The 18,000-nt window shown below is 48.3% G+C and carries 17 protein-coding genes; 10 read left to right on the plus strand and 7 right to left on the minus strand.

The window, feature by feature from the left end:
* Positions 1–100 precede the first annotated feature (100 nt).
* The 3 genes from KME12_26150 to KME12_26160 all read right to left on the minus strand — a co-directional run bounded on the left by KME12_26150 (position 101) and on the right by KME12_26160 (position 1,945).
* A complete protein-coding gene (locus KME12_26150; GenBank protein MBW4491252.1) occupies positions 101–250 on the minus strand; it encodes a hypothetical protein in 150 nt (49 codons plus the stop codon).
* Positions 251–266: 16 nt separating this feature from the next.
* Positions 267–512: a hypothetical protein gene (locus tag KME12_26155; protein ID MBW4491253.1), complete on the minus strand. Its 246-nt coding sequence runs from the start codon at positions 510–512 to the stop codon at positions 267–269.
* Positions 513–724: 212 nt separating this feature from the next.
* Positions 725–1,945 (minus strand): helix-turn-helix domain-containing protein, encoded by a 1,221-nt coding sequence (locus KME12_26160; protein MBW4491254.1) that lies wholly within the window; start codon positions 1,943–1,945, stop codon positions 725–727.
* 858 nt (positions 1,946–2,803) lie between these two features.
* Between KME12_26160 and KME12_26165 the strand changes: the two genes are divergently transcribed.
* Complete coding sequence (locus KME12_26165; protein MBW4491255.1) at positions 2,804–3,175, plus strand: hypothetical protein; 372 nt, start codon at positions 2,804–2,806, stop codon at positions 3,173–3,175.
* A 103-nt stretch (positions 3,176–3,278) separates the two neighbouring features.
* On the opposite strand, the gene KME12_26170 is transcribed toward KME12_26165, so the two are convergent.
* The 3 genes from KME12_26170 to KME12_26180 all read right to left on the minus strand — a co-directional run bounded on the left by KME12_26170 (position 3,279) and on the right by KME12_26180 (position 5,929).
* On the minus strand, positions 3,279–3,452 hold the full coding sequence (locus KME12_26170) for a hypothetical protein (protein MBW4491256.1): 174 nt from the start codon (positions 3,450–3,452) through the stop codon (positions 3,279–3,281).
* Positions 3,453–3,890: 438 nt separating this feature from the next.
* A complete protein-coding gene (gorA, locus tag KME12_26175; GenBank protein ID MBW4491257.1) occupies positions 3,891–5,234 on the minus strand; it encodes a glutathione-disulfide reductase in 1,344 nt (447 codons plus the stop codon).
* Positions 5,235–5,410: 176 nt separating this feature from the next.
* Positions 5,411–5,929, minus strand: a complete 519-nt coding sequence (locus KME12_26180) for a hypothetical protein (GenBank protein ID MBW4491258.1) — start codon at positions 5,927–5,929, stop codon at positions 5,411–5,413.
* Positions 5,930–6,039: 110 nt separating this feature from the next.
* Between KME12_26180 and KME12_26185 the strand changes: the two genes are divergently transcribed.
* From KME12_26185 to KME12_26215, 7 genes are all read left to right on the plus strand, one after another.
* The gene (locus KME12_26185) at positions 6,040–6,678 is read left to right on the plus strand and encodes a hypothetical protein (protein MBW4491259.1); all 639 of its coding nucleotides are present in this window, start codon (positions 6,040–6,042) and stop codon (positions 6,676–6,678) included.
* Between the two features lie 325 nt (positions 6,679–7,003).
* Positions 7,004–8,584, plus strand: coding sequence for a phosphoglycerate dehydrogenase (serA, locus tag KME12_26190; protein MBW4491260.1), 1,581 nt, complete (start codon positions 7,004–7,006; stop codon positions 8,582–8,584).
* Positions 8,585–9,008: 424 nt separating this feature from the next.
* Entirely contained in the window at positions 9,009–9,908 is a 900-nt protein-coding gene (prmA, locus tag KME12_26195; GenBank protein ID MBW4491261.1) for a 50S ribosomal protein L11 methyltransferase, read from the plus strand.
* A gap of 170 nt (positions 9,909–10,078) precedes the next feature.
* The gene (locus KME12_26200) at positions 10,079–11,320 is read left to right on the plus strand and encodes an FIST C-terminal domain-containing protein (GenBank protein ID MBW4491262.1); all 1,242 of its coding nucleotides are present in this window, start codon (positions 10,079–10,081) and stop codon (positions 11,318–11,320) included.
* 288 nt (positions 11,321–11,608) lie between these two features.
* A complete protein-coding gene (locus KME12_26205; protein MBW4491263.1) occupies positions 11,609–11,974 on the plus strand; it encodes a hypothetical protein in 366 nt (121 codons plus the stop codon).
* Between the two features lie 100 nt (positions 11,975–12,074).
* Positions 12,075–12,281, plus strand: coding sequence for a ChaB family protein (locus KME12_26210; GenBank protein MBW4491264.1), 207 nt, complete (start codon positions 12,075–12,077; stop codon positions 12,279–12,281).
* Between the two features lie 144 nt (positions 12,282–12,425).
* A complete protein-coding gene (locus tag KME12_26215; protein ID MBW4491265.1) occupies positions 12,426–13,322 on the plus strand; it encodes a YihY/virulence factor BrkB family protein in 897 nt (298 codons plus the stop codon).
* A 51-nt stretch (positions 13,323–13,373) separates the two neighbouring features.
* On the opposite strand, the gene KME12_26220 is transcribed toward KME12_26215, so the two are convergent.
* On the minus strand, positions 13,374–14,018 hold the full coding sequence (locus KME12_26220) for a hypothetical protein (protein ID MBW4491266.1): 645 nt from the start codon (positions 14,016–14,018) through the stop codon (positions 13,374–13,376).
* Positions 14,019–14,575: 557 nt separating this feature from the next.
* On the opposite strand from KME12_26220, the gene bioB reads away from it, so the two are divergent.
* Both bioB and KME12_26230 read left to right on the plus strand, forming a co-directional pair.
* Positions 14,576–15,547 (plus strand): biotin synthase BioB, encoded by a 972-nt coding sequence (gene bioB / locus KME12_26225; GenBank protein MBW4491267.1) that lies wholly within the window; start codon positions 14,576–14,578, stop codon positions 15,545–15,547.
* 657 nt (positions 15,548–16,204) lie between these two features.
* Positions 16,205–17,785: a hypothetical protein gene (locus KME12_26230; GenBank protein ID MBW4491268.1), complete on the plus strand. Its 1,581-nt coding sequence runs from the start codon at positions 16,205–16,207 to the stop codon at positions 17,783–17,785.
* Positions 17,786–18,000: the final 215 nt, after the last annotated feature.

An 18,000-nucleotide genomic window follows, 5' to 3' on the forward strand; every position in this document is an offset into this window, starting at 1 on the left:
TCCAGATACTGCCGTTCTATTTCAGTGAGACACACAACGTATTTCTTGGGCATTGCCTGGGTAACTCGATCAACTAGCTCTATCTTACCCCAGAAGCCTGTCAAGCTTTTATTGACTGACCACTAGAGCAATTTCGCAGATAGTCTTCTTTGGTGTAAGCACCCAGCGGCTGACGGCTCTGAGAACTGCACAATGGCACTTCAACTCGACCAGATATGCCTCGACTAGAAATTGATAAACGGTCTGTCATAAGCTTCTCCGGTTTTTTATCGAGCTTGGACTGGTACTGGTTGCTGGGTGGCTTGTGCGGTTGGTACTAAAGTCCACCCCGCCCGCATGAGTTTTTGGTAGGTTGCCCAACCCTTAGATCCGCCAGGAATTTTGTAGTCACTCACTGCAAGAGCAGGGCAGGCAGTATAAGGTTTCCAAGGTTGGCTGGGTTGAGTCCTCAAATGCAACACCTTCTCCCCATCTCCACCTGTAAGGGATAGCCAGCACATTTGACCTGACATAGGGTTCTCCTTGCAAATTAGCTGTGTAGAGGGTCGTTGCTGAGCTACAACCCATTTTTGAATCGCTCCTAAACCTGTAACCAAAAGGAGCATATTCCGGTTGTAGCGTCAATCCCTAGCTAATGTGTTCCTCCGAGAGGTTTGCTTAGGGCATTAACGCTTTATATCTACAGAGATAATTTACGGCTGTAACTAAACTTACAAAGAACTCATTAAAACTGATCGTCGTGCAGAATGATGTAGTGCTTTGGATCAAGGGTGATTTTGCCCTGCTGCTGTAATTTGCCTAGGATGCGGGTTACAGTGACTCGCGTGGTGCAGCAAGCATTGGCGAGGTCTTCGTGGGTCAGACGGACTTGAATCCGAGTACCATTGCTGACAGGCTGACCGACTTCCTGTTTCAGTAACCGCAAGAAATGATGCAAGCGGTCTTGCACTCGCCGTTGTCCACAAACTGAAAGAAATCGTTCTGTCTGCTGGAGACGCTGACTGACTCGTGAAAGTAAAGATTGAGCGAGTTCGGGTCTTGCTGCAATGTCTTGCCAAGCTATAGACACTAACTTGACTTCATCAGTAAGCGCTGTCGCCTGGTAAGTCTGGAGTGAGGTTAAGCCAGGGCCGAAGGGTAAGGATGGGCCTGCGATGCCAATGAACACTTCTTCTCCGTTTTCCGAGAAGGTATTTAATTTCACCAAGCCTTGTTGTACTTGCCAGATAGCTTCTAACTTGCAGGGAATGAGTTCTCCTTTTACGTACTTGTGAATGGGCAAATCGGACGGACTAGTGCCGTGGTTTGGTAGATATGTCTGAGGTACCATGCCATCTGGTAGCCGACGGATGAGCCACTGGAGACAGCAGAGTTCATCTCCAGGGCTGGTCACAATAGAGACGGTTGCTGTGACTATAAAACCATCAGCTTCGCGAGGCTGAATGGTCAGCTTGCACTCTTGCGATCGCGCCACTTGTTGAATTTGCAGGAGTTTCTGCCGGAAAGCGAGTCGGTGCTCTGAGGGAATAAAGCTAAAGAGAGGCTTACCGACTAAAAACCGTTGGGCTACATTGAGGAGGGAAGCTGCCGCTCGGTTGGCTTCTTGAATGATGCCATCGAAACTGGTGATCAGGTAGATGTCAGGGGCTGACTCAAATATTTCTCGGTAGCGATCGCGCTCTGCTGAGAGTTGGTTTTGGAGGCGCAATAGCTCCTGATTCTGCTGCTGCAACTCTTCAATTGCAACTTGTAATTCTTCCGAGGCAACACCTAACTCTTTGAATGCTGTAGGTAAAAGCTCTATAGGATCAGGAGCTGGTACATTCGCAGCCTCATACAGGCGATTGATCCGTCCATTCATTCTGGCCATCTGGTGCAATAGGCTTTCTAGCTTCTCGCCGTGGAGAGGAGATCTGGTTATGAGAGAAGGCTGTTGAGCTGTCATGGAAATCAGTTGAATGAAGGGCAGTTGAAGGGGGAATTAGTAAAATTGCCAATGAAACACTTTAGCAATCCTGTGTGGCACGAGTTATCTTCAGCATAGAAGACGGATTATTAAAAAGTTTAATCTGTTTCAATAAGTTGCTTCACACAATCTTTAAATGTATCGCTTTCACCGTAGCTTAGAGCGCCATTAAGGTTATATAAGCTACAAATTTTATCATCCTGAGGCGATCGCGGGACTGTGAAAAGGAAGTCAAACTATTGCAAATGGAGATTTTTGGTTTTCGAGGTATAGGAGATTACATGGTGCCTTTACCTGTGTGTCTACCTAAAGACAGAAGTAGGCATAAAGATAGAACAGTTACTTTCTCATTAGTTCAATTTACGCAAAAGGCGAATCGCAACTTTTGTAAAATTGAGCTTAACAACTGATATATTAAGTTAGGTTTTAATCTGCACAAAGACCTGAGTTAGGGGCAAAAAGTTGATGGCAAGCAGCCATGCAATGCTCATTAATAAATCTGATAGCCACCGCTAGATTTTTGGCTGGTACTCTATATTACTGACAATCATTTCATTACTAAGATTTACCTCATCTGCAAAGTTAAAGCTCAGCCCTGGTTTAGGGTTGCAACAGCAAGCACAAGCAGCATTTAACTGCTTTTTGCCATCTTTAAACTTGCTGATTCAGATAGCTTTTCTAGACCTTCTGAATTGCTAAATCTGCTCTCTGGTAGAGATTCTTTCATGTTTAGCTTGGTATGTGTTTGGAAAAGCTTGCCACACCCTACTTATTTTTGATAATTGGGTGCCATCGCATTATGAGTTCCTGAAACCACCCTCCCTCTTGCTTGTAACCATGACTCAGCCTGGTCAGACCATCCAAGTATCACAGCAATTTTCTGACGATCAACTGTTAGCCATCTGTGAAGCCGCAGATGTCATTGCTTGCCAGTGTCCTAGCTACTTAGTCCACTTACTGAAAGAAGTTAAAGAATTTCATCGCTATACAAATGACTGCATCCAGACTTCTCCGGAAGATGCCTCAATCCATGACTGGCTCACTAGCCGAGCTGCTCAGATGGAACTCATGCTCTCGCAAATCATCTTTGAGCTATTGCAGCGCGAAAATTTGATTGATGACCAAAACAATCTAGATCTCTCCAAGATGGCAGAACGCTCCAGAGCGATCGCTCTACGCCAAACCGTAGCTCGCAACTCTTGTGCCTAACGGTTAGAGCTGGCCGCATGGGAGTGTCGGCTCCACCAAGAAGCAACGCCTAAGAAGAGAAACCAACTCACTAAATATAGGCAAGTCAGCATCGCTGCACCCTTCAAGCTAATAAGATTGCTACAACAGGTAAGCCTGCGATCGAGGACGCAATACAAGTCCAAGCAAAGAAGCTCTCAATGTCTTCTTGGTCTAAAGCCAGACCCATCTGGGCCATTGAAAATGGAAATACGGCTAGTAAAAGTATGATGACCAGACCGTATTCTAATCCTGTCATGGTCGCCTCCTAGAGTATGACTTACCTTGGATAATGCGTTTTTCTACTCACTTCGCACTCCCTCTAGCGGTTGAATCGTGTTTGACTTGACATCCACCCTTTAGGTATGCCTAGAAACCTGTATTCTTACCAACACAGTGCTTTAACAACAGACCATTTCTCTTGGTAGAGGAGAGCTGAGGACGGCAACGTTAAGTTAAGTAACAACAGTTCCCTCCTGACTTGAAGCCCTAGAGGCTTGATGTTCGAGGGCAAGTGTAACTCAGTGCTCCGTACTCCTATGGGTCCCTAGTCTATCTCTAGGGACTTTTTTGTATCTTTTTCTGCGTTTGAGTGCAACTTCACTTTTCTCCACGCAAGCAGGCATCCCAGAGACACCGAAATTGTCGCGGCTACAGTAAGGCAATCACACCAAGCCAAAATTGGCAAATCAGCAATTTACAGGGTGAGAAATTCTTCGGCGCTAGAGGGATGAATTCCGATCGCTTGGTCAAAATCTTGTTTGGTCGCTCCCATTTTGATCGCGATCGCCAAAGTTTGAATGATTTCAGCAGCGGCCTCACCCACCATATGCGCCCCTAAGACGCGATCGGAGCGGCTATCTAGGACTAATTTCACTAAGCTTTTTTCCGATCGCCCCGTCAAGCTGATATATAAGGGTGAAAAGTGGCTGGACTCACAGCGCACAGCATCCCCAAATTGCTCACGGGCTTTCGTTTCAGTTAAGCCCACAGATGCCGCCTCTGGACGAGCAAATACGGCTGTCGGAACACAATCATAGTTGACTGGCTGGGGTTGCTGCCCAAATTCAGTCTCCACAAAGGCGATCGCTTCCATTTTGGCAACGGGCGTGAGGGCTAGGCGATTGGTACAATCCCCCACAGCAAAGATATGAGGTTGCTGAGTGCGGCTATATTCATCCACCGCGATCGCGCCTTTAGGGTCAGTGGCAATGTCTACTTGCTCTAAGCCCAAGTCTTTTGTATTCGGGGTGCGTCCCACGGCACACAGCACCGTATCTACTGTTAGCGCTTCTGTGCAGTCGCCTGCCAGTTGTAGGCACAGCCCTGTTGCTTCCGGCGTGATTTCCTTAGCTGTGGTATTCCCGCAAAACCTGATGCCGCGCTGAGTCAACCCTGCTTGCACTTCGTGACCCAGGTCCGAGTCGAAGCCAGATAAGATTTGCTCGGCTGTATCCACTAGGGTGACTTCTGAGCCTAAATTTCGCAGCAGACTGGCAAACTCTACGCCAATATAGCCACCCCCAATAATGGCGATCCGCTCAGGTAGCTGGGGCAGTTGAAACATTTCGCGTGAAGTCAGGGCATGCTCTGCCCCCGGAAAGTTGGGTTTTGCAGGTCTGCCCCCTACCGCGATCAGAATTTTGTTTGCCGTGACTCGGCGATCGCCCACTTCCAGGGTGTGAGGATCTACAAAAATGGCACGCCCTGAAAGTACCTCTACTCCTGCTTTAGATAGCGCTTGCTGGTGCGACTGTTGGATGTGTTCCAGTTCTTGGTGAATCGCTTGCATCAGCTTTGACCAATCGAACTGAGGCTGGACTTGTTGCCAGCCGTACCCAATCGCATCTTGGAACAACTGGGGGAAATCAGCCGCATAGACCATCAGCTTTTTAGGGACACAACCCCGATGGACGCAGGTTCCTCCCACCGTGTTTTGCTCCGCGATCGCCACCCGCGCGCCATAAGCCGCCGCTCGTTTTGAGGCCGCAAGTCCAGCTGGCCCACCTCCCATGATCAACAGGTCATAGTCAAAGCTCATCTACTTTTAACCTCGTTTTTGGTAGCCTTGTTTTACCAGCCTCACGCTCCAGTAAATTCAGCTATCTTCTCGCTTGAGAATTTACTGGGTCAGCAGTCTAGTGGTAGGCTAACGCGGTCATAGGACGGAAAAAATCTATAAAAAGCTGGATTCGATACTCCCTCTTTATTCAAGGGTCATTCAATGCTCCCTGGATCGGCATAAGCTTGCAGATTCTCAGTAGGGAAGTTGCGGAGAATGCGAGTGGCACGGTTGAGTAAGCCACTGGAGCCGCGCACAACCACCAAATACTTTCCAGCACTGAGGCGGTTACGGTAAGGCAAGGCATCGCCCCCCCCGATCAGCAAACCACCCCCTCCTCCAATCATCGCCCCACCCATTGCCCCAGAAATGGCACCCAGGACGCCACCGATCAGATGGTTACCCAGGTGTCCAGCCCAACTAAATAATTCGATGCCTGTGATGAAGTTAAAGACATAACCCGCCGCAAACCCAAAGGGAGCCAACCAAACAATCATTAAAAAGGCTTGCTTGCGAGCATCTGCGTTGGGATCTAGCAAGCCGTATTCATCGGCACTCTGATACCCTCTGCCCAAAATCGCCACTTGATGGGGCTGAAGCCCTTCTTTTTCTAGAGCTGAGTAGGCAGCCTCAGCTTCAATGCGATCGCCCAACACAGCCACAAGGTAGTTCATAGTGTTTTTGAGAATTTTGTCACCGGATCTAGTAATAGCAGGCCATGTTGTTTGTTGTATCGTAAAAGAGCTGACTCAGTGGTTAGATTCTCGCAGACGTAGTTTGATCAATGGCTTCTGTTGTAATTAGACATGCTTATCTATGGGAAGTTTTAGGACAGGCTGCTCAGCATAACGGGGTTGTATTTATTCCAGTTTCAGGAGAACTATACAACCAACTAAGCATCAGACCCTATCGAAGAAACGAAGAATCTCCCATGTTTCCGCTGAGAGATTATATCGGAGAGCAGCTTCCAAGAATTGCACAAATCTACCGAAATAAGTTCAGTGAAATAATTGTTGGTGACATACTTGATGCGGTGTGGGTACGTGCCAGAATTTCTGCTGTCTTCAGTTTCACACCGCTAAGTTTGCCATTCCCAGATTACAAGTATGCTCTGATCGAGCAAATGTTCGTAGCTTGTGAGCCTTGTGATGGCAACGGAGCCTGGGTAGCCTATCCATTTATTTGCGAAGACTACGATCTACGGGCTGGACTACGGTTTAGTTCAGACCCTTCATCAGATGCAATCCACCATCGCCTTGCGAAGGCATTTTGGGAGCTACTGCTTCTTGAGCCTGATCTTGTCCAGCCGTTTCGTGACAGCTACTTACACTACGACAAATTAGACGATGAAGAATGGCTTACTGTGACTTTTATGCAGAATCGAGTCGTTATCGAGTTGAGCAATTTCCCGATTCATGCGTGATCACGCAAGACTGTTAGGCGAATTAAGCAAATAGTAGATCTGTCTTAGGAGCCTTGAAAAAAATCAAAATTTTTTTGGGGATCAGTAGCGTCGCGACGCTTTAGTTCTACAATGGCCTATTGTGGCAAATCGTCTCTGTAGTGAGCCGTTGCAAAACTGTAGCTTCGTAGACGCTTGCTCAGTCCTTATTCAAAGCCCTTCAAGGTTTTTGGATGGGCTTCCACATCACCCAACTGCCTCACTTTGGGGCAATGTTTGCTCTCAATCATCGCTGCTTGCTTGTTCAGTGGGGCGAGCGTTCTCCTTCGCATTATATCTGCCTACCATGTCAAAGGTTCTTGTCTCCGATCCCATCGACCAAGTTGGAATTGATATTCTCTCCCAGGTAGCCCAAGTTGATGTCAAAACTGGGTTACCCCCCGAAGAACTAATCCGGATTATCCCGGAGTACGATGCCTTAATGATCCGCTCTGGTACGCGGGTAACTCAAGAAATTATTGAGGCTGGCACGCAACTCAAGATTATTGGTCGCGCTGGTGTCGGCGTAGACAACGTGGACGTGCCTGCTGCCACCCGTCGTGGGATTTTGGTGGTCAACTCGCCCGAAGGCAACACGATCGCTGCGGCAGAACATACCCTGGCAATGATGCTGTCTCTGTCTCGCTACATCCCCGATGCCAACCAATCGATCAAGAGTGGTCAGTGGGATCGTAAGACCTATGTAGGCGTAGAAGTCTACAAGAAATCCTTGGGGATTGTGGGCTTAGGCAAAATTGGGGCGCACGTTGCCACCGTTGCTAGAGCAATGGGCATGAAACTGCTCGCTTATGATCCTTTCGTTTCTACCGAGCGGGCAGAACAGTTGGGTTGTCGTCTCGTAGAACTCGATCTGCTGTTGCGCGAAGCCGACTACATTACGCTGCATCTACCCAAAACCCCAGAAACGACTCATTTGATCAATGCAGAGTCGCTAGCGAAAATGAAGCCCACGGCTCGAATTATCAACTGTGCGCGTGGCGGCATCATTGATGAAGACGCTTTGGTGGAAGCTGTTAAAACTGGCAAAATTGCGGGTGCAGCCATAGACGTATTTGAAGCTGAGCCTCTGGGAGAATCGTCATTGCGATCGGCGGGCAAGGATCTGATCTTGACTCCTCACTTGGGCGCTTCTACTGAAGAAGCTCAGGTCAACGTCGCGATCGATGTGGCTGAGCAAATCCGCGATGTGCTTTTAGGTTTGCCTGCTCGTTCTGCGGTCAATATCCCTGGTTTGCGCCCCGAAGTGCTAGAGAAACTGCGTCCCTATTTACAACTAGCTGAAACCCTAGGCAATTTGGTGGCCCAGTTGGCGGGCGGTCGGGTGGAAAGCCTGAATATCCGCTTGCAAGGGGAGATCGCTAGCAGCGACACGCAACCCATTGTGATTGCGGCGCTGAAGGGTTTGCTCTCCCACGCTTTGCAAGAGCGAGTCAACTATGTCAACGCCAGCATTGAAGCCAAGGAGCGTGGCATTCGGGTGGTTGAAACCCGTGATGCGTCGGTGAAGGACTATACAGGCTCTCTGGTGGTCTCCGCTAAGGGCTCGTTGGGTGAGCATTCGGTGACGGGGGCATTGTTGGGTGGCGATGAAATTCGGATTACGAATGTAGATGAGTTTCCGGTCAACGTGCCACCAAACCGTTACATGCTGTTTACGCTGCACCGCGACATGCCAGGAATCATTGGCAAAATTGGCTCTCTCTTGGGCAGCTTTAATGTCAACATTGCCAGTATGCAGGTGGGCCGCAAGATTGTGCGCGGTGATGCGGTGATGGTACTGAGTATTGATGATCCACTACCAGATGGGATTTTGGCTGAGATCCTGAAGGTGTCGGGGATTCGGGATGCTTACACGGTGACGTTGTAGGTTTGGTTTCGCTGTAAGGCGATCGCTTAGACGCTTAGAGATTTAGGTGGGGGCAGTGGGATCAATTTTGGTTCTCACTGCCTTCTTTATGTTTGGACCTGACCGAATCCGAACCTTGAGGGCACCTGCCCTCAAACTCCCGCTGAGGGACGGCTGCGTCCCCCAGACCCCCTCCAGACGAGTCTGGTTGTAGGCGTTTCGAGAAGGTGGAATTTGAAGTCAGCGGTGCGGATGGCATCAGTTATAGATCTGAAAATTCTGAAGATATAACTCTGAAAAATTTGTAGCTGTAGAGATTCTTTCTGCGTCAATCTCGATCTTTTGAGAAGATAGTTTGACGGAGATTGTTACAGTTGCTTTGGCGCGTACAATACTTCCGAGTGGATGGATTGATTGAGCATAACTTTGATCTGGGGCGGCAATCTTGGCACATAGCTGGTGGGAAATTCAAGTTCTTTGTGATCCGGCGCTGGACGATTTAGCTTTTTGGCGGTTAGAAGACTTTGGCTGTAAAGGTACGTCTAGTGAAATTAGAGGTCATGCTTGCTTGGTGAAGGCTTATTTGCCTCAGGAGCAGGCTCACCTCTTGGACTTGGCGGCATTGGCTTTGCTGTTACGGCAAGATGCGCTGGCGGTGGGGATGCCTGTTCCGGCTGTGCAATGGGAAATCATTGATGAGGAGGATTGGTCTAGTAGCTGGAAGCAGCACTGGCAACCGCAGGAGATTGGCGATCGCTTCTTAATCTACCCCGCTTGGCTACCACTGCCTGATGAATCAACTCTCAAGGACCGTTTACTTCTTCGTTTAGATCCAGGGGTGGCGTTTGGGACGGGAGCGCACCCGACGACTCAGCTTTGCCTAGAAGCGCTAGAGATGCGGATGGGGCCAGGGGCGACAGATGTGGTTGTGGCGGATATTGGTTGTGGTTCTGGGATTCTCTCGGTTGGGGCAGTGCTTTTGGGGGCCCGGAAAGCTTATGCAGTTGACATTGATCCGCTAGCAGTTCGCTCTGTTCACGAAAATGTGGAGCTGAATCAAGTTGACCCTAATCGGTTGCTTGTTGAAACAGGCAGCCTCGATCGCTTGATTGAAATGACTCAGGGGCCAGTGGATGGCTTTACGTGCAATATTCTGGCTGAGGTCATTCTGGATATGATCCCTGATATGGCGGCTTTGGCTAAGGCGAATACGTGGGGGATTCTCAGCGGTATTTTGCTGGATCAGGTGAAACCGATCGCCGATACGCTAGAGCAGCATGATTGGATTGTGGCGACATTATGGCGGCGGCAAGATTGGTGTTGCCTGAATATTCGTCGTTCTTAGAGACTGTATTCTAGTTGACAGGGATTCGTTAAAGTCTTGACCTCAACACCTGTGAAGTAGGTGTGTGAAATAGATGCGATCGCCTCTGCTCTTGGCGGTCTAAACTTTGGAAAGGATGCTGCACTTGAGAAGGGGGAATTGTCATGGTAGAAGCACCCACAGCCGATCGGATGAAATGGGCAAATGCTTTGTCAACCCGCTCTTCTTTGGAGGCGGCGATTGAGGAAGTAGTCGAGCGGGCTCAGGAGAGCTTAGGCGTTGCAGCGAATTTTGGCATCTTGTTTATCTCGGCAGCTTTTGCCAGTGAATATTCTCGCCTGATGCCCCTCCTGCAAGAGCGTTTGTCAGTGCCTACCTTAATTGGCTGTAGTGGGGGTGGCATTATTGGGGTTGACTCTGAAGGGGAAGCTCAAGAAGTTGAAGTGGAACCTGCTCTGAGCTTAAGTTTGGCTTACTTACCAGAGGTAAAAATTCATGCTTTCCACCTCACGGGTGAGGAGTTGCCGGATCTCGACAGTTCGCCGGATGCTTGGGTGAAGGTGATTGGGGTTTTGCCAGAGGAGGAGCCTGACTTTATTTTGTTGGCTGACCTGATGTCTTCCAAAATCAATGATTTGTTGCAAGGGCTAGATTTTGCCTACCCAGGCTCGATCAAGGTAGGGGGGTTGGCGAGTGCAAATGCGATGGGGGGCAACAATGGTCTGTTTTGCAATTACCAACTCCAGCGTGAGGGGATTGTGGGAGTCGCCTTAAGTGGCAAGATTGTAGTAGAAACGATTGTGGCTCAAGGTTGTCGGCCTATTGGTCCTGTCTATCGGGTGACAGAAGGGGAGCGCAACATCTTATTAGGGCTGGAAGCTCAAACCGACTCGGATTTAGGAGCAAGCAATGGTAAAGGTCGTACTCCTCTGACGGTGCTGCAAGAGCTGATCCAAGACATGAGCGAAGAAGACCGATCGCTGGCGCAGCATTCATTGTTTGTGGGGATAGCTCGTAATGCGTTTAAGCAAACGTTGGAGCAGGGAGATTTTTTGATCCGGCAGGTTTTAGGGGTTGATCCGAGGGTAGGGGCGATCGCGATTGGAGATCGGGTTCGTTCGGGTCAGCGAATTCAGTTTCATTTACGTGATGCTGAGGCTTCGGCGGAGGATCTTCGTAAGTTGCTAGAGCGCTATTGCAAACAAAATTCTGCTAACTCAACTTCTGAGGCGGCTTTAATGTTTTCTTGCTTGGGGCGAGGTGAGGGGCTTTATGGAGAACCTAATTTTGACTCGCATTTATTCAGTCGTTATTTTGGCAATGTGCCTTTGAGCGGTTTTTTCTGCAATGGTGAGATTGGTCCGATTGCAGATAACACGTTTCTTCACGGTTACACGTCTGTATTTGGGATTTTGCGAAATCCGAACCCTTGAGGGCACCTGCCCTCAAACTCCCGCTGAGGGACGGTTGCGTCCCCCAGACCCCCTCCAAACGAGTTTTGTTGTCAGTGTTTCGATACTTTGGCTTTTCTGCAACCTAGCTGCTAACCTTTAGCTCCTCCTCCTTGTTTCTTGCTATTCATCCTTCATCCCTCATCCTTCTATAATCTCTTCCTTTCTACTACCTGAAGCTATCCCATTGGTCAGAGGCGATCGCGTCTCTTTTTTTTTACTATGTGAACAGGCATTTAATTGTAGTTTTGAAAATCTGGAATATTTAATATGAATAAGGATTCTGCATCTTATCCTGACTCTTCAGGTATCAATCAGCCGATGACTCCTGAGGAAGTTGATCCCAAACAAAAGCGAGAGCAGAAAGAGGAAATCGATCGCGTTGGTAAGGGCAATCTAACGGCTAACCCTGGCGATCGCATTGATGATTCTAAGAGTCTGCAAGAAAAGGCGCAGCAAGTTTCGGTGGATACGGCGGATATCACTGGGGATCATATTGTGGTTCCTACCTACTTTGTTGTGGATGAGCCCGATGGCTCCCAAAAACCGTTGCATCATGTGAAGGATGCTGAAGAGATTTCTGATGTGATCCGCCAAGCACGGGTAGACGAAAATGGTGAGCGGACTTGGCGGTAGGGTTTTCCTTGTAGTTCTTCATCCCTGTGTCTAAGTTGTCAGTAGGGATGATTGATTAAGGGTGCCGACCGCTCGTATTGCTACAAGTTGAGGGGGATTTATGCCCTATGCAGAAGTTGGAGAGTTACCCGATGCGGTTAAGCATCACTTACCGAAGCATGCTCAGGAGATTTTTTTAGCAGCATTCAACCACGCTTTTTCAGAGTACCAAGGTCAGGAAGAACGCGCTTTTCGAGTGGCTTGGGCGGCGGTGAAGCGAGACTATGAGAAGGGTAATGATGGCAACTGGCATCGCAAGCCTGACTAACGTATGAGGTAACTTTCCTCAGGGCGCACCTTTGCGCCCTTGCCCTATTTAATTGCTTATTAGCTGCTTATTCGTAACTATTATTAGTCTGAATTATTAGTCTGAATAATTTGCCTAAGTGAATAATTTTTAGGAGTAACGTCAATGAACCTGAAGGCAGTTTGGATGCTGCTCAGAGATACGGTAAAAGAGTGGCAGGCAGATAAAGTGCCGTTGTTGGCGGCAGCGCTTGCCTACTACACCATATTCTCTCTCGCACCTCTGCTAACTATTGTAATTGCGATCGCAGGTTTCGTTTTTGGTCCTGATGCTGCGCGGAACCAGCTAGATGAGCAAATTCAGGGTTTAGTCGGTGCTCAGGGAGCTGATGCCATCCAGACGATGATTCAAAATGCCTACCATCCTTCCTCTGGCATCATTGCCACTGTGATCAGTGTGGTAACGCTTCTCTTGGGGGCTTCCGGCGTGTTTGCTCAGTTGCAAGACGCCCTCAATACTATCTGGGAGGTTCCACCTCCTCAGGACGGTGTAAAAGGCATGGTGAAAGCGCGTGCTACTTCTTTTGCAATGATCTTGGTGATTGGCTTTTTGCTCCTGGTTTCTTTGGTAGTAAGTACTGCGCTGGCGACGGTTGGCAACTTCTTCGGCCATTTGATCCCTGGCCTCGCCATTTTCTGGCAAGTCGTCAACTTTGTGGTTTCCTTCGGGGTTGTCACGCTCCTATTCGCCCTAATCTACCACGTGCTACCAGATGTCAAGGTGCCGTGGGGTGACGTGTGGCATGGTGCCATTGTGACTGCCTTACTGTTTACGGTTGGTAAGTGGTTGCTCGGCCTCTATCTCGGCAATAGTGGTGTCGCCTCTCCCTACGGGGCTGCGGGTTCTTTTGTAGTGGTTTTAGTCTGGGTCTATTACTCGGCGCAGATTCTGCTGTTTGGGGCTGAGTTTACGCAGGTTTATTCTAAGCACTATGGCTCTAAGTGGCGCATTGCGCGCAACAATGCCCCGCTAGAGACTAAAACGGACGCAAAGCTAAGCTAGGAACACCAAGGCTGAATGGATGAAAGTTTGTTGGGTCGGCTTAGGTGAAATTTACAAGTAGGTAAGCCCAGCGTAGACAGCCACCAAAAATGAGTAAGGTTCCTGCTCTTCCTCAGCTTGAGCGTTCTTAAAGGTAAAGTCTGCTAGGGCGATCGCGACCGACTCAATCCCGGACTCACAAGCTGTAATCGTTAAATCACTGACAATCGCTGGAACCGCTTCAATCTCTGAGCGATCGCTTTGGTGGTTCGCTTTGGGGCCAATCACAAATCTAACTCTGTATTGTCCGGGTTGATCCAAAATCAAGCAGGGGGTGAGAGTATCCGTATCGATCAAACAGAAGTGACTGCCCGCAGGCCACTCGATCAAGGACCACTCAAAAGCAGGAAATTGACCGTTTATCCAGCCTGGGATGCCAAGAGCTGTGTCAGTCTGAGAGCCCATAGCCTTGTGAAATCGACTGATTTTTTGTGGGTCGATCGAAGGGCAAGTGATGCAGCGAGGCTGCCAATCATTATACTTTCGCTTCACTAGCAACCACTGCTCTTGTAGTTCATAGCAAGTTAGGGGCTCTAGTTTCTGCCGTTCCTGCACTAGGAGATTGGACTGAGTGGAGACGCTAGGAGCCCGGTAGGCTGTGGGGCTGGGTTTGGAAGCTGGCTGCCCGGTCAAATCCCAATCTTGGTCGGATCTCATTGATGCTACCGTTGCACTTAAAACTGTCAAAACTTTTGTTTTCACGATGACCCTTGGGTTAAAGCAAATGAGTGAGAACCTGACACCTAAGCAATCTGGTAGTCTGTTAGTCTGTCAGCTTTTAGTTGCGTAGTACAGAGGTGTCATCCCTGTGTGGGGTAAGACTCCCCACCCCCTCCCCTTTGGAAATTGCTTGGCAAAGTACTAGGATGGTTGCGCGGCTCCTACGACATAGGGCGGCCTTGAGTTCTTGCTCACCGATTTCTAAGAGTAGCTGTCAGACAGTTTGCCTATTGGACAATTAACAAAGGTTCCTCAGTGTATTTGCGGCTAAAGTGCGGAACTATGATAGCTGGATCTTAACTGATCACCCTTTCTCTAAGTGATATTAGCTAATTTCAAATCAATATTTTTAACCAAAGTTAATTGCGATCGAGTCCTCATCCCTCAAAATAAATCAATCTTCAAGGATGAATAAGCACCACCCAGACTGATAATCTCTACTAGGGGTGGAATTGTTGCCGCTCTCCGAAACTATCTTCGCTTCGATGTGTGCCATGTCTGTAACTCTTGATCGGATTACCCAGATTTATCATCAACCTTTACCAGATCTCCTATTTGAGGCCCAGCGAGTCCACCGGGAGCATCACGATCCGCATGCAGTTCAGCTGTGCACACTCAGCAATATCAAAACTGGCCTGTGCCCAGAGGATTGTGCTTACTGCTCCCAGAGCGTTCACAATCAAACTGATCTCCAACCTCAAGCTCTTATGAATGTTGAGGAAGTAGTATCTGAAGCTAAAGCCGCTAAAGCGCATGGAGCAACCCGCTTTTGCATGGGTGCTGCTTGGCGGGAAGTCAAAGACGGCCCTCTGTTCGATCGCGTATTAGAGATGGTGCGTCAAATTGCTGATTTAAATATCGAAGTTTGTTGTACATTAGGCATGCTGAAGCCGCACCAAGCGCAACAACTTAAGGCAGCGGGTTTGACAGCCTACAACCATAACTTGGATACGTCTCCTTCCTACTATTCACAAGTAATTACAACTCGTACCTATCAAGACCGCTTACAAACGATTCGAGCAGTGAGTGAAGCAGGTATCTCTGTATGCTGTGGTGGTATTCTGGGTATGGGTGAGTCTGTTCAGGATCGCCTAGAATTCCTGGAGGTACTGGGTGGTCTAGAGCCAGTTCCAGAATCTATCCCCATCAATTGCTTAGTTCCCGTGTCAGGCACTCCCTTACAAGACACTGCACCTGTAGACACAATTGAACTAGTCCGGACGATCGCTACCACTCGCATTCTCTTTCCTCAAGCAATGGTGCGCCTTTCTGCGGGTCGTTTGCAGATGAGTGATGAGTTGCAAGCACTTTGTTTCATTGCGGGTGCCAATTCTATCTTTACTGGCCCAGTCCTATTAACCACACCTAACCCAGACCATAACCACGACGAGCAGATGTTACAGCGTCTAGGCATGACTCCCAAACCTCTCTCTCTATCCACCCCAGTCACATCTCCGAGCCTTTAAATAAGGGAGAATGCAACAGTCAAAGTATCCTTTTTTATAATGAAAGGGAAGTTTTGAGCGATCTCTCTTCCCATCTCCTTTCAAAAGAAAACCTCCTAACAGTAAAACTGAAAAGGAGGTTTTTAGGTAAGTCTCGACTAATCGCTTTATTTCTGCTCTTTAGCAGGTTCTTGAGCGTTGGGTGGAGTGAGTGAAATTGATTTGACATCAGGGCCAGAAGCTTGTGGTGGTTTAGCCCCTGTTTGATAGGGAATGGGAAATTCAGATTTCATAGGAGTTTTAGGGTATTTGTTATTAGAAGACGTTTATAGATTTAATATTAATAGTCTAAGCATTAAGATTTGCTCTATCCGAAGCCATGTAATCTAGAGCTGAGTTTACCAAGTGTATTCCACCATCTGGCATACGCTCTTGGAATGGCTTTTGTATTCCAGGAAGCGGTCTGCGCTAAAACATTTATTGCTCATCAAGCTTATTGGATGAAGCTGGTGAAGATGAATGTATAAAACTCTTTGACTCTCAAATATAAACCCAAGTATTGCCTCAATCCCTTAGACTTTGTCAGCCAAGCAGGGACGCAATCTTGAGAGAACTGTGTCTAGAGATTGAGAAGCGCTACGAGGTCAAGTTCATCATAAAAACATAGGGTGGAAGCTTATGAATTACAAAGTTTTGGCGATCGCTGCACTGGTCTCACTAGCAAACTCAGCCTGCACACTTTCCCTTAATCCAAAATTACAAATCGCAAAAATTGATCCACAGGCTATCTATGAACAAAACACAGGAAAACGAATTACTCAAGCAAAGGTGCTAGCTCAGGTTGCTGTTGGCTATGGAAAGCTGGGGCAACAGGCTATGGCTGCGAAGCTACTGTCTCCAGCTATTCAAACCGCCAAAGTCAACTCATCCATTCGCAATCAGACTGAAATGTGGGGTGAGGTTGGCGCCAGTTACGTAAAAATGGGTCGCTACGATGACGCACTTCAAGCTGCTAAATCACTGACAACGCAGAAGTACAAGTACCAAGGTGCAGCTGGGGGAGACATATCAATTGCTTTAGATCGAATTATCAGAGAGTTAGTAGCCGCAAAACAACTTGAAAAAGCCACTCAGGTTGCTCAACTGATTTCAGCTTCTATTACATACAGTCCGGCTGGAGCAGTAGATAAGGAATATAGCATTAGCAAACCGATGGTGCTTACCAGACTTGCAGACGAATATACAAAGGCAGGACAAAGGGAGAAAGCGCTGAAAGTACTGGCACAAATTCCTCAAAGAGCCAATCCAAGTGAACTCACTGCGATCGCTGTTGCTTATGCAGCAGCCGGACAGCAAAACCAAGCCTTGCAGATATTGCCCCAGGTCACTCAGATAGTCGACCCCATCAATATGTATTACTTCATCGAAGCAATTGCTGCCTATGACACACTTGGGCAAGAGAGCCAAGCCTTGCACGTTCTTGCTCAAGCCAAAGATAAGGCGAAGCAAAAAGCAGAGCCTGCCTCCACAAATGGCTACTCGCTATACACTAACATGGCCCGAATTGCGGTTGGTTATGCTGAGATTGGAGAATACAACCAAGCCTTTCAGATAGCCAAAACCATTCAACCCTATGAGGATCTCCCTGAGGACGCGGGTAGAACCCCGGACGGGCTGATCAGTGGAAGCACTAGCAATGAAGTATTTACCCAGCTTGCTGGTCGGTTTGCGGAAGCCCAGCAATACAACCTGGCACTTCAAGCCATCCAAGAGATTAAATGGGCAGGGAACCAATCAGCAGCAAGGGCTAAACTCGCCGTTGAGTACGCCAGGGCAAAACAGTATGACCAAGCGTTTCAGATGCTGAGCCAATTTGAACTTACCTTCTACGGAGCTGAGACATTTACTCAAGTGGTTGAGACAGTGGTACGAGCGGAGCGGGGAGATAGGGCTGCGCAGCTACTTGCTCAAGCTCTTGAAGTCGCCGATACTCCAAACAAACTGCTGATTTTTGAAGATTCGAAGAAAGATTTTGCTTTGGCGGCGATCGCCAGCGGGTATGCAGAAATCGGGCAAAGGGAACAAGCCGAGCCCTTACTGGCACAAGCCCGTCAGGTTGCAGAACAAATCCGTGGAGATGCAGAAAAGGCAGTTGCCTTAGCGACGATCGCCAGTGGGTATGCAGAAAATGGGCAAAAGGAACAAGCTGAGCTACTGCTGACACAAGCCCGCCAAATTGGTGAACGAATTAATCGCTAACGAATCGTAAAGGCTGTTATCAATCTGGCTTAATTTGTTGAGTAGGGAAGACTCCTCGACTTAGTTTTAGTAACGGACAAAAAATGGTCCCTAAGGCTATGCATTGCCGCATCTTTCTTTACAAATAGAATAATAGTCAGAGAGTTTACGTAGTCTGGAGTTGGGCGATTGCCGCTTCATCCGCCTCAGGTAGTCGGGATGTCAAATTTTACGAA

The sequence above is a fragment of the Trichocoleus desertorum ATA4-8-CV12 genome (assembly GCA_019358975.1).
Lineage (GTDB): Bacteria > Cyanobacteriota > Cyanobacteriia > FACHB-46 > FACHB-46 > Trichocoleus > Trichocoleus desertorum_A.